Origin of the sequence: Neisseria weixii (assembly GCF_042658245.1) — a bacterium.
Lineage (GTDB): Bacteria > Pseudomonadota > Gammaproteobacteria > Burkholderiales > Neisseriaceae > Neisseria > Neisseria weixii.
Genome location: NZ_JBHSPY010000041.1, coordinates 1 through 15,592 on the forward strand (window position 1 = coordinate 1; position 15,592 = coordinate 15,592).

The following is a 15,592-nucleotide window of genomic DNA, read 5'->3' on the forward strand; positions in this document are numbered from 1 at the left end:
GCGTTTTAACCACAGTGAGATAAAGTCTCTTGTTCTATTTTAAAACAATTAGTAAAGCAGAATTTATTCTAGTTATCTAGTACAGCCCCAAAAATAAACCGATTTCACTGTTTACCTTATCTGTATTAAAACAATCAGCCAACATTCCGACCTGAATTCAGGCAATAACAATAAAAAAGCACGGTTTCCACCGTGCTTTTAAAGCAAAAATGCTTATTTGTTTTTTTGCGAACGAAGATAATCCAAGGTTTTGAGCTGGGCGATGGCTGCGGCCAAAGCAGCATGTGCTTTTGCCAAAGATTCATCGTCTTGCGCCTTAGAAATACGGTCTTCTGCTGCTTTCTTGGCTTGCTCGGCGCGCTCCTGATCCATCTCCGCACTGCGAACGGCAACGTCCGCCAATACGGTAATTTTCTCAGGCTGCACTTCCAACAAACCGCCGGAAACAGCAACCAACACTTCTTCAGCCTGACCCGGTATGGTCAAACGCAATGCACCGGGACGTACCAAACTCATTATCGGCTCGTGTCGCGGGTAAATACCGAGCTCACCTTGCACAGTCGGAACCACCACAAAACTGGCTTCGCCTGAGTAGATGTTTTGTTCGCTACTGACCACTTCAACTTGCATGATGTTCATGCCGGCCTCCTTAGTTTAAGGTTTTCGCTTTCTCGGCTGCTTCTTCGATGCCGCCCACCATGTAGAACGCTTGTTCCGGCAAGTGGTCGTATTCACCGTTCAAGATAGCTTTAAAACCAGCGATGGTGTCACGCAATGCCACGTATTTACCCGGAGAGCCGGTAAATACTTCAGCAACGTGGAACGGTTGTGACAAGAAACGTTGGATTTTACGGGCACGCATTACAGTCAGTTTGTCTTCGTCAGACAACTCGTCCATACCCAGAATGGCGATAATGTCGCGCAATTCTTTGTATTTTTGCAAAGTAGACTGAACACCGCGCGCTACATCATAGTGCTCCTGACCCAACACCATCGGATCGAGCTGGCGTGAAGTAGAATCCAGCGGATCAACGGCTGGGTAAATACCCAAAGAGGCAATGTCACGGCTCAATACCACGGTTGCGTCCAAGTGGGCAAAGGTTGTTGCCGGAGAAGGGTCAGTCAAGTCATCCGCAGGTACGTAAACGGCTTGGATGGAAGTAATCGAACCGGTTTGCGTAGAGGTAATACGTTCTTGCAAACGACCCATCTCTTCAGCTAAAGTCGGCTGGTAACCTACTGCAGACGGCATACGACCCAACAATGCAGATACTTCTGTACCGGCCAAAGTGTAGCGGTAGATATTGTCTACGAAAAACAATACGTCGCGACCTTTACCAGTTTCATCTTTTTCGTCACGGAAGTATTCGGCCATAGTCAAACCGGTCAAAGCAACGCGCAAACGGTTGCCCGGAGGTTCGTTCATCTGGCCGTAAACCATAGCCACTTTATCCAATACGTTGGAATCTTTCATCTCATGGTAGAAGTCGTTACCTTCACGGGTACGCTCACCTACACCGGCAAACACAGACAAACCGCTGTGCGCTTTGGCGATGTTGTTGATCAATTCCATCATGTTTACGGTTTTACCCACACCTGCACCACCGAACAAACCTACTTTACCGCCTTTGGCAAACGGACACAGCAAGTCAATTACCTTGATACCGGTTTCCAACAATTCGGTTGCAGCTGAAAGCTCATCGAATTTAGGTGCAGACTGGTGAATCGCACGGGTCTCTGAAGCAGCCACAGGACCTGCTTCGTCTACGGGATTACCCAATACGTCCATAATACGGCCCAATGTTGCCTGTCCCACAGGTACAGTAATCGGCGAACCGGTATTATTTACGGTCATACCGCGTTTCAAACCATCTGAACTACCCATTGCAATGGTACGCACCACACCGTCACCCAAAAGTTGTTGCACTTCCAGGGTCAGACCGGTTTCGTCCAATTTCAGGGCATCGTAAACGTGCGGGATAGCATCACGTGGAAACTCCACGTCAACTACGGCACCAATAATTTGTACGATTTTGCCTTGGCTCATTATCGTATCCTATTTTCTGTACAGTTTCAGACGGCCTAAACAGCCGCTGCACCTGCAACAATTTCTGACAATTCCGTGGTAATCGCAGCTTGACGCGATTTGTTATACACCAAACGCAGCTCTTTGATGGCATTGCCTGCGTTGTCGGTAGCGGCTTTCATCGCTACCATACGCGCGGCTTGTTCAGATGCCATGTTATCAGCCAATGCTTGATAAACCACAGATTCTAAATAGCGGCGAACCAGATATTCCAATACAGCAACAGGGCTCGGCTCGTAACGGTATTCCCAACCATATTGGGAATGGGCGTTAACCTCTTCAATCTCGTTTTGGCCGATAGGCAGCAACACTTCCATACGCGGCTCTTGACGCATTGTATTCACGAAACCGGAATACACCAAGTGAATCACATCTAATTCATGTTTTTCGTAGCGTTGGAAAATTTCAGTCAACGGCCCCAGCAACAATTCCATTTTAGGCGTATCGCCCAAATTCACTGCACTGGCAATCACGTTTAAATCGATGCTTTGACAAGCAGCCAAACCTTTGCTGCCCAGACACACGACATCAACTTCAATGCCCTGCTCCTGATACTCTTGAACTTGCGCCAAAAACTTCTTCAATACGTTGGCATTTAAGCCACCGCACAAACCTTTATCAGTCGTCATCAAAATGAAACCGGCACGGCATACGGCGCGATGCGGTTCCAACAATTTAATGCCGTGATCGGTTTCGGTTTGTGCCAAATGGCTCATTACCGTACGAACTTTTTCGGCGTACGGACGCGCTAAGCGCATCCGTTCCTGAGTCTTCCGCATTTTAGAGGTAGACACCATCTGCATCGCTTTTGTGATCTTTTGGGTATTTTGAACACTGCGAATTTTGGTGAGAATCTCTTTTCCTACTGCCATTTCAGACTCCTTTCATCTGCTATTCTTAGGCTTGATAAGCGTAAGAAGATTTGAAAGTTTTCATGGCTTCGGTCAATGCTTGTTCTGCTTCATCAGACATCGCACCCGAAGCATTAACCGCATTCAGCACTTCTGGCAATTGGGTGCGGACATAGCTCAAAAATTCCGCTTCGAAAGCTAATGCTTTAGAAACTGGAACATCAGAATACGAACCATTGTTGATCGCCCACAAAGTTAATGCCATTTCAGCGGTGTTCAAAGTGTTGAATTGTTTTTGTTTCATCAATTCAGTCACGACTTCACCATGTTGCAATTGCTTGCGTGTTGCTTCATCCAAATCAGATGCGAATTGTGAGAACGCAGCCAATTCACGATATTGCGCCAATGCCAAACGGATACCGCCGCCCAGCTTTTTGATAACTTTGGTTTGCGCCGCACCACCTACGCGTGATACGGAAATACCGGCGTTGATTGCAGGACGGATACCGGAGTTAAACAGGTCGGTTTCCAAGAAGATTTGGCCGTCGGTAATCGAAATCACGTTGGTCGGTACGAATGCAGATACGTCACCGGCTTGTGTTTCGATAATCGGCAATGCGGTCAATGAGCCGGTTTTACCTTTAACTTCACCGTTGGTCAGCTTTTCCACTTCATCTTCGTTGATACGCGCAGCGCGCTCCAACAAACGAGAGTGCAAGTAGAATACGTCGCCCGGATACGCTTCGCGGCCTGGTGGACGGCGCAGCAATAGAGAAATTTGACGGTATGCAACGGCTTGTTTAGACAAGTCGTCGTAAACGATCAAGGCATCTTCGCCGCGGTCACGGAAGAATTCACCCATGGTACAACCTGAGTAAGGGGCGATGTATTGCAATGCCGCTGCTTCAGAAGCAGTTGCTGCCACCACAATGGTGTGTTCCATTGCACCGTGCTCTTCCAATTTACGTACCACGTTGGCAATTGAAGAAGCTTTTTGACCTACGGCTACGTAGATACAGATAACGCCGGTGTCTTTTTGGTTCACAATCGCGTCCAAAGCAACAGCTGTTTTCCCGGTTTGACGGTCACCAATAATCAACTCACGTTGGCCACGGCCTACCGGAACCATAGAGTCAATGGCTTTCAAACCGGTTTGCATTGGTTGGTCAACCGATTTACGGGCAATTACACCCGGTGCAATTTTTTCGATTGGCGCAGAACCAGAAGCATTAATCGGGCCTTTACCGTCAATCGGACGACCCAATGCATCCACAACACGACCTACCAGCTCACGACCTACTGGTACTTCTAAAATGCGACCGGTACAAGTAACGGTATCGCCTTCTTTGATGTGTTCGTATTCACCCAACACTACGGCACCAACGGAGTCACGCTCCAAGTTCATGGCCAAACCGAAAGTGTTGCCTGGGAATTCGAGCATCTCACCTTGCATGGCGTCTGACAAGCCGTGAATGCGTACGATACCGTCAGTCACAGAAATTACCGTACCGCGGGTACGTACTTCTGCGTTAACAGACAGATTTTCGATTTTGGCTTTAATCAAATCGCTAATTTCAGCAGGATTAAGCTGCATGAAAACTCTCCTAATTTGTCATAGTCGTATACAAAGCATTCAATTTACCTTGCACCGACAGATCCAAGACTTGATCACCCACTTCTACTTTCACACCACCGATTAATTGCGGATCAACTTTCGTGGTCACTTGCAAGTCAGTGTTGAAACGTGTTTTTAAAGTAGCGGTTAAATCAGCCAACTGCGCAGGCATTAATTCGTATGCGCTGTAAATCACAGCTGATTTGGTATTGTTGAGTGCCAAGACTAAGTCTTGATATTGCGCGTACACTTCCGGCAAAACATTCAAACGCTTTTGCTCGGCCAGAACGCTTACAAAATTTGTAAGGCTTACATCATTCAAACCGACCAAATCAGCCAATGCCTTTGCTTTATCGGAAGCAGCGGTTTCAGGCTGCTCAACCAGAGACAATACTTTCTGATCCTGCAACACTGCTGCCAATTCTTCCAGTCCGCCCAACCAAGACTCAATTTGGTTTTTTTCCTGTGCCAAACCAAATAATGCTTTCGCATAAGGTCGGGCAATCGTTGCGAACTCTGCCATAGGATTACAGCTCCTGTTTCAAAGTGTTGAGCATTGTTGCGTGTTTGGAAGCATCCACTTCACTACGCAAGATAGACTCTGCACCTTTCACAGCCAATGCAGCAACTTGCTCGCGCAAAGCTTCGCGCGCACGGTTCACTTCCTGCTCAACATCAGCTTTAGCCTGTGCTGTAATGCGTGCAGCTTCTGTAGAAGCTTGCTGTTTGGCTTCTTCTACAATTGCAGCAGCACGTTTTTCGGCGTTAGCCACCATTTCGGCAACTTGTCCACGCCCTTCGGCCATGAGTTCTGCAACTTTCTTTTCTGCCTGCTCAAAATCGCTTTTACCGCGTTCGGCAGCAGCCAAACCCTCAGCAATTTTGGCGGCGCGCTCGTCCAACGCTTTTGCGATCGGCGGCCACACAAATTTCATGGTAAACCAAACCAAACCGAAAAAGACGATAATCTGCGCAAATAAGGTTGCATTAATATTCACTTTACTTAACCTTCGTATTAGGGTTAATCAAACAAACGTTTAAACCGTTTGTAACGAACTTGTGTTCGGATTAGCCTGCAAACGGGTTAACGAAGGCGAACAGCAAGGCAATAGCAACACCGATCAAGAACGCGGCGTCGATCAAACCGGCGATCAAAAACAGTTTGGTTTGCAATGGACCAATCAATTCAGGCTGACGAGCAGAAGATTCCAAGTATTTAGAACCTACCATAGCAATACCGATAGAAGCGCCCAAAGCGCCCAAAGCTACGATCAAGCCACATGCGATAGCAATCAAACCCATTTTTAAAACTCCTTAAAAGAAACAAAGGTTAAAACTACGTTGAAAAAATTGAAAAACTACTTATAAAGAACAACTAAACTTAGTGTGCGTCATGTGCTTGGCCGATATATACAAACGCCAGCGCCATGAAAATAAATGCCTGCAGGGTAATCACCAAAATATGGAAAATCGCCCAAGCCAAACCGGCCAAAATATGGAACACAAACAGAATCGGATCCATCACACCAATACTGCCAGAAGCAGCCCACGCGCCACCCAACAAAGCAATCAGCAAAAATACCAATTCACCGGCATACATATTACCGAACAACCGCATACCGTGCGATACAGTTTTCGATAAGAATTCTACGATATTTAACAGAAAATTGGCCGGTGCCAATTTCGCACCAAACGGCGCGCTGAACATTTCGTGCATCCAACCGCCGAAGCCTTTAATTTTAACATTGTAGTAAATACAGATAATCAAGACACCGATAGCCAATGCCAGCGTGGTATTCAAATCAGCGGTAGGTACGACACGCAATAATGCATGATGATCACCGGTAATACCCTGCCAGGCGACTGGCAACAAATCAACCGGCAGCAAGTCCATGGCATTCATCAGGAAAATCCATACAAACAAGGTCAAACCCAATGGCGCAACGGCTTTGCGGGACTGCTCATTATGGATAATGCTTTTACACATATCATCCACAAATTCAAACAGGATTTCTACCGCAGCTTGAAAGCGGCCGGGCACGCCGGCTGTTGCTTTCCTGGCACCACGCCATAAGATAAAGCTACCGATAATTCCCAACACGACGGCAAAGAAAATTGCATCCAAGTTGATGTAAGAGAAATCAGCAATATTTTTCAGGCCTTGGCCTTGGGTTACGTCCGACAAACTGGTCAAGCTTTGCAAGTGGTGCTTGATGTAGTCGGCAGCGGTCATAGATTCACCTGCCATAGTCTTTAACTCTCAAGTAATACAAAAAAACCAAATGGCTGACGCCGAGCAATCCGAAGAAAAACGGAAGAAAAACCAGCGATTCATGCCAAATTGCAAACACAATCAGCATCAACACCAGCGACAGCACTACTTTTAAAACTTCTCCAAAAATAAACATCCTGCTTTGCAGATAAGGATTATTTTTAACAAGCTTTAAAAGTAAAACTGCAATAGATGAAGGGATGAGATACGTGATTCCGCCGACCAAGGCCGACCAAAAACCGCTTTTGCCTACAATTATTGCACTTAAGGCAGAAACTGCAAGCAAGACAATCACTTGTAAAATTAAAATTTGCTTCATATTTTTAAGGCGATTGAGCCACAATACTAAAGCGAGGCTACTATAATCAAGAAGTGCTATGTCGTCAAGCGATTGTTAAGCTTTGTGAAACGTTATTATTTGAGGATATGTCAATTTAAGAAAAGTTCTCTGTTTGGCAGTTTGGCAATTGCTATTCCGTGAAGATTTTAACACAAATTACACATTGTTACATGCTTATTAATCTTGAAATACAACAATTTATAAACACCTAACATATTCCATCCCTCAACTTCAAATAATCCCTTTGATTTCAATCAGATTTTAATAAGGCCGTTTGAAATTTCAGACGGCCTTAATTATCATTTTTTTGTGTAAAAGAAACAGTTTACTTAAAATTTTTTGGCCTCGCCTCTGAAATAAAGGTTACGCTTCGTATTGAATGCCCAATTGTTTCAGCAGATATTCAAATGTTTCGGGCGTGTCGAAATGCAACACGATTTTGCCTTTTTTCTGATTGGTGGTTTTGATTTCGGCATTCACGCCCAAACGCTCGGTCAATACGTCATTCAAACGCCGAACATCAGGGCTGATGGTTTTCTTCGGCTCGACTTCTTTGCTTTGATGCGCCAACTGACTGCGGCGCTCTACTTCGCGCACTGACCAGCCGTTTTTCACTGCTTTTTGCGCCAATTCCAACTGCTCAACTACCGGCAGCGTCAACAATGCGCGCGCATGCCCCATTTCCAAGTGGCGGTGGTATAGCATATCCTGCACCGGCTCGGGTAAGCTCAGCAAACGCAAACTGTTGGAAATTGCGCTGCGGCTTTTGCCGACGGCCTTAGCCACGGTTTCATGCGTCAAACCGAATTCATCGACCAAGCGTTTCAAGCCTTGTGCTTCCTCAATCGGATTCAGGTTTTCACGTTGCAGGTTTTCGATCAAACCCATCGCCAGCGCGGTTTCGTCGCTGATGGTTTTGATCACTACCGGAATTTCAGTCAATCCGGCCAATTGCGACGCGCGCCAACGGCGTTCGCCTGCAATCAATTCGTATTGCGACAAACCGTGTTCGCGCACAATCACCGGCTGAATCACGCCTTGCGCTTTAATCGAATCGGCCAACTCTTGCAGCGCTTCGTCATCCATCTGCACACGCGCCTGATAGCGGCCGGGCTGGATATCGCTGATGTCGACGGAGGTCAGGCGGTCGCTGGTACTGTTGTCCACCCCATTGGAAATCAAGGAATCTAAACCGCGGCCCAAACCGCCTTTCATTTTTGCCATATTGTTATCCTTTATTTTAACGGCGCCAAAACAGCGCTTTCAGACGGCCTTATCAAATCATGCGCTATTTTATCGGATATTGCTACGGATAGACAATTTGTATTCTATAATAACGCTTTCAGACGGCCTGACACAGAAAGGCAATGCATGACACGGCGGCTTATTATCGGCATTAGCGGCGCAAGCGGCTTTCAATACGGCTACAACGCCTTAAAAATCCTGCAAAACCTGCCCGGTATCGAAACGCATTTGGTGGTTTCCAAAGGCGCCGACATGACGCGTGCACTGGAAACGCCGTATTCAAAAGAGGAAGTCATGGCCATGGCCGATGTCGTCCACCCTATCGGCAATTTGGGGGCGGCGATTTCCAGCGGCTCGTTCCGCACCGCCGGCATGTTGGTAGCGCCCTGCTCTATGCGTTCGCTGGCAGCCATTGCCCATGGAGACAACAACAACCTCCTCACCCGGGCGGCAGACGTAGTGCTGAAAGAACGCCGCCGCTTGGTGTTGATGGTGCGCGAGTCGCCGCTGAATTTGGCGCATTTGGACAACATGAAGCGCGTCACCGAAATGGGCGGCATTATCTTCCCGCCTGTACCTGCGTTTTACCAACAGCCGCAATCGGTGGACGACATCGTCACCCACAGCGTCGGCCGCGCCTTAGAAATGTTTGACCTCGAAATCCCCGACTTGCCGCATTGGAATGGCGGCACTACACAATAAACCCGCATGAGCACACATGCGCCGGTTTCTGCCCAATTGGTTTGAAAGCCGTTTAAGGCCGTCTGAAACAGGAATGTTGATGAATCCCCTACCCCGCAATATTACCCACTTTTTAAGCCGCAACCATGCCGTCAGCCTCGCCACCCATTCGCCCGAAAGCGGCCTGTGGAGCGCGTGCTGCTTTTACGTTTTCGATGAAGCGCACGCACGGCTGATTATTTTGACTTCGCGCCAAACCCGACACGGCAGCAATATGGCGGCTTCGTCCCATATCTCGGGTACGATTGCGGGGCAGCCTGACAGTATCACCAAAATCAGCGGCATTCAGTTTCAAGCGCGCGCGGTTTGTTTGGAAAACGAAGCAGAACGCCAAGCCGCGGCCGCATTGTTTTACCGGATCCATCCCGTTGCACGGGCGATGAAAAGTGATGTATGGATGCTGGAGCTCGACTTCATCAAATTTACCGACAACAAATTGATATTTGCACAAAAAACACATTGGTCGCGTGAAAACTGAATGCGGCAAAAGGCCGTCTGAAAAGTGAATGCCTAGCCAATATAGGCTTACTTCCCAAACGGCCGCTTCCTTCGACCTATGCCGTGCCCAAGCATGTCGGCAGGCTACTTGGCTGATTCAAACAAAACACGGCTGTCCGCCACCTGCCAAACGTCTTGTCCCTCCCGTCGCAGCAACAAGCCCGGTACGTCGCTCAAGTCGAATTGCCGCATCAACGCCTGCCCCTCCAAAATCCGCTGTTCGGCCGCCGCCGCAACCTCATCGCTGCCAACCAGCGCGGTACCCGAGTCAGGCCGATTTCATTCAAAATCGTTTTAACCGTCTCTATATCGGAAGTGTCTCAAGCATATTGATAACGCGCCGCCTGAAAGGTTTTCAATATTTCGATCTCTTTCTCAGGCTCGGTTTTTTCCACCGCGCTCAAGGCCAGAACCATCGGCCACGAATCGAACGCACGACCGTCTCCCGACAGTAGTTGGGTACGATACGTTGCGCTAAAAGGCAAACCCGTCAGCGCAGCGATTTTTTGGTCGTTGCGCCACGCATGTTTGGCGAATCCGGCATCCACCACGCGGCCGTTGCGGGCAAACAGGCCGGTCGGCTGCATCCGGATACGCGTATGTTGGTCGGCCGCCAACTGTTCCAAACCAACCGTTGCGCCGTAGCACCAACCGCACAATGGGTCAAACAGATACATCATTTCCTGCATGAGTCACGCTCCCCATATGAGGCCGTCTGAATGTTTTCAGACGGCCTGTGATTTGACAAGTCAATTACACCTCGGCTACGGTAAAGCGGGCAAACAAATGTGCTCTATTTTCCACATCATCCGCAATCGCCGCGGCCAAATCGGCGACGGTAATATCCGCAGGCGCGCCGTTGGCATTCATCAACACATCATCTTGGCCTATGCGGTATGCGCCGCTTTTTTCAAAGCGCACAGGATTAACGGCAAACATGGCAGCAGGTGACAGAAATGCCCAATTCACATCGCGGCGCGGACGCAGACGGTCGAGCAGCTCGCGGGCGGCATTGGCACCGGGATAGACTTCTTTCGGGAAATCAGGCGTATCGACCAATTGCAGATTCGGAGCGACATTCAGACTGCCTGCGCCGCCGATAACCAGCAGATACGGCACTTGCGCGGTTTTCGCCGCTTCAATGATGTTGTTTGCACCCAAGGTAAAATCCGCCGCCAGATTCGGATTCTCCCAACCTGCATTAAACGCGCTGACCACGCCGTCAAAGACCCGCAGCTGCGCGGCAAAATCCGCCGCATTGACATCGGCCGCCACCGCTTTGATATTGCCGGCCTTCGCCACTTTAGAAACATCGCGTGCAAAAGCCGTTACTTCATGGCCGCGTGCAGCCAACTCTTGTACCGTTGCCTTGCCCACCAAACCTGTTGCACCAATCACAGCAAATTTAATTGTTCGCTCCTTGTTTTGTTCACTATTTAAGATAAACGTATTGTAAGGCCGTCTGAAAACACTGATAATCCCTATTTTACTGTTTGTATTATTAAGTCCAACTTCACTATCAAGACTGTCTGGAATGCAAGACATCAAACCTTTACTCGTATTTGCTGCCGTTTTGGAACACGGCAGCATGAATGCCGCAGCCGCAGCTTTATCCATGACGCCGTCGGCTGTCAGCCAGCACATCAACCGCCTGGAATCGCTGCACGGCATCAAACTGCTCAACCGCAACACGCGCAGCCTTTCCCCAACCGATGCCGGGCGCGCACTGGGCAGCTATTGCCGCCGACTGCAGGCAACGCTGGCCGATACGCGCGCGGTCATCGACCATTTAAAAACCGAACCCGCGGGTAGCTTACACATCGCGCTGACTTCGAGCATTCTCGATGCTCCGGCTTTTCAGACGGCCTTGCGCCGCCTGCACAACGAGTTTCCCAAAATCCACCCCGTGCTGCATTTCAACGACACGCTGGACAATCTGCAACAAGCGGAAATCGACTTGGCCATACGCGGCGGCGGCCACGCGCTCGACGACCCGAATCTGGCCGCACGGCATTTGGTGACTTGGCAGTACCAAATTTGCGCGGCCCCCGACTATTTGGCACAACACGCACCCGTCACCCACCCTAACCAGCTCCACGCCCACCGCTGGTTGCATTTCTTACCGTTACGTACCTCCCTGCATTGCGGTGCGGAACACTATTTTTTAGAAATTGAAAACAGCCTCTATTGCAGCCATCTGGCCGCCGTGCGGACACTGACGGAGCAAGGCTTCGGCCTGTCGCTGCAAGTCAGTGGCGAGATTACCGATGCCGCCGCCCAAGGCCGTCTGAATATTGTCTTGCCGGATTGGACTTTACCGGCGGTCAATTTATATGTGGTCACGCCTTATCGCGTGCAGTCGGCCAAAACCGAAGCGGCTGTCACCATCTTGCAGCAATCTTTTGCGGAGGCGGCGCAATGACGGCGCAAACATGGTGCGTATATTTGATTTTGTGTGAAAACGCCTCGCTTTATTGTGGCATCAGTCTGCGCCCGTACGAACGTTTACTGGCACATAAAGCCGGCAAAGGGGCGAAATATACGCGTATCCACAAGCCTGAAGCCATGCGTGTGGTTGCCGACGGTCTCAGCAAAAGCGAAGCTTTAAAACAGGAAATCGCTTTGAAAAAAATGCCTGCCGCCAAAAAACGTGCGTTGTGGATGGCATGCGCCGCGCATGAAATCTAGGCCGTCTGAAAAACATTGATGCCTTTCAGACGGCCTACCGTTTGCTGCCGCTTTGTTATAAAATTGCGTCTTCAATCCATCAGGAAAACCGATATGACCAGTCAAACCGAACGTAATGTCGATGACAATGAAATCGCCAAATTCAGCCAAATCGCCGAAAAGTGGTGGGATAAAAACAGCGAATTCAAACCGCTTCACGACATTAACCCGCTACGCTTGGGCTACATCGATGACTTAGGCCATTTGAGCGGCAAGCAGGTTTTGGATGTCGGCTGCGGCGGCGGAATTTTAGCCGAAAGCATGGCCAAGCGCGGTGCCGCGCACGTAACCGGCACCGACATGGCGGAAAAGTCATTAAAAGTGGCTGAAGTACACGCGGCTGAACAAAATGTTGGCAATATCGCTTACCGCTGCGTTCCAGTGGAAGAATTGGCCTCCGAGCAACCACACAGCTTTGATGTGGTCACCTGCATGGAAATGCTCGAGCATGTACCCGATCCGGCCGCCATCGTAAAAGCATGTGCGAAATTGGTTAAGCCCGAAGGCATGGTGTTTTTCTCCACCATCAACCGCAATCCGAAGTCTTATCTGCATTTGATTGTCGGTGCCGAATATGTATTGAACTTTGTACCGAAAGGCACGCACAACTGGAAGAAATTCATCACGCCTGCGGAATTGGCGCGTATGTGCCGCCAAGCCGGTTTGGATGTTGTCGATACAAAAGGCATGAAATACAATCTGCTGACCAAAGAATACAGCATCAGTGATATGACCGACACCAACTATATGATTGCCTGCCGTCCGGCTTAACAGCAAAACAAAAGGCCGTCTGATACATTGTGTTTCAGACGGCCTTTTATTTTGGTTTCCCTCAAATTGATGGCTTTTAGAAATACTTCATTAGCGCTTCATTTCACCCTGAATGGCACGAATATTCGCCTCGCGATCACGAACGGCTTGGTTTAAACGGCTGATTTTGGCTTGATCGCCTTTTTTACGCGCTACATTCAATTGTACCTTAGCTCGTGCCAATGCAGCTTGCTCATTGCGGATTTCGTTTTGTAAAATCTGCTTACGGGTAAGTTGCGGTTTCTGTTTGGCAGCCGGCGCGCTAATCACCGGCGCATGAATAATCTTAGCCTTGCGGTTCAGCTCAGCGGCACGCGCTTGGGCTGATTTCAAATCACCGGCACTGGTTTTACGGCCTGCTGTGTCATTACCATTGCGTAGCTTGATATTCATGCGCGGATTAGCCGCTTCAACGCTATTCGTTACACTGCCACTGATAGTCTGCGGTAAAATTTTAATGTCGCTGACATCTGGTGCAGCAGAGCCCGGTGCCTCTTTTAAATCAACTTTCTCGGGTAAAGCTTTAGTGGCTTCTTCAGGCGTCACTTGCGCCGCACCATCGGTATGGGATTCTTCGCATTGGTTGCCGATTTTCTTCTCGGAAAAGACAATGCCGCCATCTACCTTGCAGATATAAGTAACGGCTTGTGCCGACATCGCAGCAGTGCTCAGGCCCAATACCAGAATCAGTTTTTGAAAAATAGGTTTCATGCTGTTTTATTTATTAAAGTCATTCAGATATGCAAGCAGCTATTATACTATGCTGTCTGTAAAGTGCGTAAATACTGCGTTAAAGCGATGAAGATAATATGGCATAAATGTGCTCAGACGGCCATGTTGCATCTAAAGGTGCGGTGATTTTAAAATGCTCATCTCGATGTTGGAACTCTATTTGCCAAGCGTGCAGAAACATTCGTTCGGCGGCTGTACCACCATACAACCGATCACCAATAATCGGACTGCCTAAGCTTTTCATGGCAACGCGTAATTGGTGCGTTTTGCCGATATGCAGTCGCAACACAAATAAGCGTAAATATGGTGCGAGAGTATGGCTGTGAAACTGCGTGATGGCCGGACTCGATGTATCTCGAGTTAACTTTCACACACCACGGCGGGATTTTTTCATTCCGCCTTTAATCCACCCCTGCTTTTTGGATGGCTTTGCATCGCTCATTGCTAAATAGGTTTTGTGCATGGTTTTAGCAGAAAATTGTTGCGCCAGCTCTGAGGCTATCTGATCATTGAGTGCCAACAATAATACACCGCTGGTTGCTTTATCTAATCGATGCAATAACCATACTCTTTCTAAACCCAATTGCTCTGCCAGCGTGTGCGTCAAGCTGATTTGATTTTCTTCCTGATGCACCGCAAGATGGCAAGGCTTATTAATCACAATGAAGTTTTGATTCTGAAAAAGATCTTCCACATATTCTCCCAACCTTAATTTAATACTATACCTCTACCCAATAAAGTAATGGCACCCAACACGCAAAATAAAATGCAGGCAGAAATGCGAACTGCTTTAGCCGGAATCTTCTTCATCAGCATCTGCCCCAAATAAACCACCGGCACGTTTGCCAACATCAAACCCAACACGCTACCGCATATCACCCAAAACATCTCTTGATATTTGGCTGCTAACAACACTGTGGCGATTTGCGTTTTATCACCGATTTCCGCCATAAAAAACAGCAGTACCGTTGCGCCAAAAGCACCATATTTCAGCCATCGGCTATCCGGATTCTCATCTTTATCCGGCAACAGCAGCCATAAGCCCACCGCAATAAAACTCAAGCCGACAATCCATTTCATTAGCTCAGGCAAAATATATTGCGCCAACCACACACCAATGACTGCAGAAAGTGCATGGTTTAGTAATGTGGCTACAAAAATACCTAAAACAATAGCATTCTTTTGTGAAAATCGGGTTGCTAAAAATAATGCGAGCAGTTGAGTTTTGTCGCCAATTTCGGCAATCATCACACCCAATGTTGAAGAGAAAAAAGCTTCCATGTAGATACTCAACCGTTTCGTGGGCAACACAAAAGCATAACAATTGCCCACTGGAATTGCCATGCTTTACGTCTTGCCTGTCATTCGTTTGAGCGAAGATGCGGTTACCATGCCAAAGCAATTATGTTGATAACCGCTCCGGAACCGAAAAATCCGGATGGCTACTCCCGTAAAAAGGAGTGAAATTATAACGCTTATGCCTAAGCGGCACAACTTATTTAATAAACTCAATAAAACAATCAAATATAATTATACTAACAACACGGTAACCTGCTTTAGCCGCACTTTTCTGCCGGACGTAAAGAAGCCCCTGACAGAGTCAGAGGCTTCGGAATGGGTGTTTGGCAGTGACCTACTTTCACATGGAAGAACCACACTATCATCGGCGCTGAGT

20 protein-coding genes and 1 pseudogene are annotated in these 15,592 nt (G+C 48.2%); 6 read left to right on the plus strand and 15 right to left on the minus strand.

Annotated features, from left to right (window positions below; genetic code table 11):
• Positions 1 to 213: 213 nt before the first annotated feature.
• From ACFPVS_RS12545 to ACFPVS_RS12590, 10 genes are all read right to left on the minus strand, one after another.
• Positions 214 to 639, minus strand: a complete 426-nt coding sequence (locus ACFPVS_RS12545) for a F0F1 ATP synthase subunit epsilon (protein ID WP_096294408.1) — start codon at positions 637 to 639, stop codon at positions 214 to 216.
• Positions 640 to 649: 10 nt separating this feature from the next.
• Complete coding sequence (gene atpD, locus ACFPVS_RS12550; RefSeq protein WP_096294407.1) at positions 650 to 2,047, minus strand: F0F1 ATP synthase subunit beta; 1,398 nt, start codon at positions 2,045 to 2,047, stop codon at positions 650 to 652.
• A 35-nt stretch (positions 2,048 to 2,082) separates the two neighbouring features.
• Positions 2,083 to 2,958, minus strand: a complete 876-nt coding sequence (atpG, locus tag ACFPVS_RS12555; protein ID WP_096294406.1) for a F0F1 ATP synthase subunit gamma — start codon at positions 2,956 to 2,958, stop codon at positions 2,083 to 2,085.
• A gap of 25 nt (positions 2,959 to 2,983) precedes the next feature.
• Complete coding sequence (gene atpA, locus ACFPVS_RS12560) at positions 2,984 to 4,531, minus strand: F0F1 ATP synthase subunit alpha (RefSeq protein ID WP_096294405.1); 1,548 nt, start codon at positions 4,529 to 4,531, stop codon at positions 2,984 to 2,986.
• A gap of 10 nt (positions 4,532 to 4,541) precedes the next feature.
• Positions 4,542 to 5,075 carry a F0F1 ATP synthase subunit delta gene (locus tag ACFPVS_RS12565; protein ID WP_096294404.1) on the minus strand — a complete coding sequence of 178 codons (534 nt, stop codon included), beginning with the start codon at positions 5,073 to 5,075 and terminating at the stop codon, positions 4,542 to 4,544.
• A gap of 4 nt (positions 5,076 to 5,079) precedes the next feature.
• Positions 5,080 to 5,550, minus strand: coding sequence for a F0F1 ATP synthase subunit B (locus ACFPVS_RS12570; protein WP_096294403.1), 471 nt, complete (start codon positions 5,548 to 5,550; stop codon positions 5,080 to 5,082).
• A gap of 70 nt (positions 5,551 to 5,620) precedes the next feature.
• Positions 5,621 to 5,854 carry a F0F1 ATP synthase subunit C gene (gene atpE / locus ACFPVS_RS12575; RefSeq protein WP_004284425.1) on the minus strand — a complete coding sequence of 78 codons (234 nt, stop codon included), beginning with the start codon at positions 5,852 to 5,854 and terminating at the stop codon, positions 5,621 to 5,623.
• 79 nt (positions 5,855 to 5,933) lie between these two features.
• Complete coding sequence (gene atpB / locus ACFPVS_RS12580; RefSeq protein ID WP_096294402.1) at positions 5,934 to 6,800, minus strand: F0F1 ATP synthase subunit A; 867 nt, start codon at positions 6,798 to 6,800, stop codon at positions 5,934 to 5,936.
• Positions 6,790 to 7,143 carry an ATP synthase subunit I gene (locus ACFPVS_RS12585; RefSeq protein ID WP_096294401.1) on the minus strand — a complete coding sequence of 118 codons (354 nt, stop codon included), beginning with the start codon at positions 7,141 to 7,143 and terminating at the stop codon, positions 6,790 to 6,792. The genes atpB and ACFPVS_RS12585 overlap by 11 nt, the downstream gene beginning before the upstream one ends.
• Positions 7,144 to 7,527: 384 nt before the next feature.
• On the minus strand, positions 7,528 to 8,388 hold the full coding sequence (locus ACFPVS_RS12590) for a ParB/RepB/Spo0J family partition protein (protein ID WP_096294400.1): 861 nt from the start codon (positions 8,386 to 8,388) through the stop codon (positions 7,528 to 7,530).
• A 147-nt stretch (positions 8,389 to 8,535) separates the two neighbouring features.
• On the opposite strand from ACFPVS_RS12590, the gene ACFPVS_RS12595 reads away from it, so the two are divergent.
• Complete coding sequence (locus ACFPVS_RS12595) at positions 8,536 to 9,111, plus strand: UbiX family flavin prenyltransferase (protein ID WP_096294399.1); 576 nt, start codon at positions 8,536 to 8,538, stop codon at positions 9,109 to 9,111.
• A gap of 79 nt (positions 9,112 to 9,190) precedes the next feature.
• Positions 9,191 to 9,628, plus strand: a complete 438-nt coding sequence (locus ACFPVS_RS12600; protein WP_096296049.1) for a PNPOx family protein — start codon at positions 9,191 to 9,193, stop codon at positions 9,626 to 9,628.
• Between the two features lie 340 nt (positions 9,629 to 9,968).
• Here ACFPVS_RS12600 and ACFPVS_RS12605 read toward each other — a convergent pair whose 3' ends face one another.
• Together ACFPVS_RS12605 and ACFPVS_RS12610 are read right to left on the minus strand one after the other, a co-directional pair.
• Positions 9,969 to 10,337 carry a hypothetical protein gene (locus ACFPVS_RS12605; RefSeq protein WP_096294398.1) on the minus strand — a complete coding sequence of 123 codons (369 nt, stop codon included), beginning with the start codon at positions 10,335 to 10,337 and terminating at the stop codon, positions 9,969 to 9,971.
• 64 nt (positions 10,338 to 10,401) lie between these two features.
• Positions 10,402 to 11,058 (minus strand): NAD(P)-dependent oxidoreductase, encoded by a 657-nt coding sequence (locus ACFPVS_RS12610; RefSeq protein WP_096296048.1) that lies wholly within the window; start codon positions 11,056 to 11,058, stop codon positions 10,402 to 10,404.
• A 124-nt stretch (positions 11,059 to 11,182) separates the two neighbouring features.
• Here ACFPVS_RS12610 and ACFPVS_RS12615 point away from each other — a divergent pair, with 124 nt between their 5' ends.
• From ACFPVS_RS12615 to ubiG, 3 genes are all read left to right on the plus strand, one after another.
• Complete coding sequence (locus ACFPVS_RS12615) at positions 11,183 to 12,070, plus strand: LysR family transcriptional regulator (protein WP_096294397.1); 888 nt, start codon at positions 11,183 to 11,185, stop codon at positions 12,068 to 12,070.
• Positions 12,067 to 12,336 (plus strand): GIY-YIG nuclease family protein, encoded by a 270-nt coding sequence (locus ACFPVS_RS12620; protein WP_096294396.1) that lies wholly within the window; start codon positions 12,067 to 12,069, stop codon positions 12,334 to 12,336. Before ACFPVS_RS12615 ends, ACFPVS_RS12620 begins: the two co-directional genes overlap by 4 nt.
• A 93-nt stretch (positions 12,337 to 12,429) precedes the next feature.
• Entirely contained in the window at positions 12,430 to 13,146 is a 717-nt protein-coding gene (gene ubiG, locus ACFPVS_RS12625) for a bifunctional 2-polyprenyl-6-hydroxyphenol methylase/3-demethylubiquinol 3-O-methyltransferase UbiG (protein ID WP_096294395.1), read from the plus strand.
• 90 nt (positions 13,147 to 13,236) lie between these two features.
• On the opposite strand, the gene ACFPVS_RS12630 is transcribed toward ubiG, so the two are convergent.
• The 3 genes and pseudogenes from ACFPVS_RS12630 to ACFPVS_RS12640 all read right to left on the minus strand — a co-directional run bounded on the left by ACFPVS_RS12630 (position 13,237) and on the right by ACFPVS_RS12640 (position 15,198).
• Entirely contained in the window at positions 13,237 to 13,896 is a 660-nt protein-coding gene (locus ACFPVS_RS12630) for a hypothetical protein (RefSeq protein ID WP_096294394.1), read from the minus strand.
• Between the two features lie 79 nt (positions 13,897 to 13,975).
• Positions 13,976 to 14,623: pseudogene (locus tag ACFPVS_RS12635) on the minus strand (TIGR01621 family pseudouridine synthase).
• A gap of 2 nt (positions 14,624 to 14,625) precedes the next feature.
• Entirely contained in the window at positions 14,626 to 15,198 is a 573-nt protein-coding gene (locus tag ACFPVS_RS12640; protein ID WP_096296047.1) for a TMEM165/GDT1 family protein, read from the minus strand.
• Positions 15,199 to 15,355: 157 nt separating this feature from the next.
• Here ACFPVS_RS12640 and ACFPVS_RS12645 point away from each other — a divergent pair.
• A partial coding sequence (locus ACFPVS_RS12645) for a hypothetical protein (protein WP_378595827.1) occupies positions 15,356 to 15,592 on the plus strand: 237 nt, incomplete at its 3' end.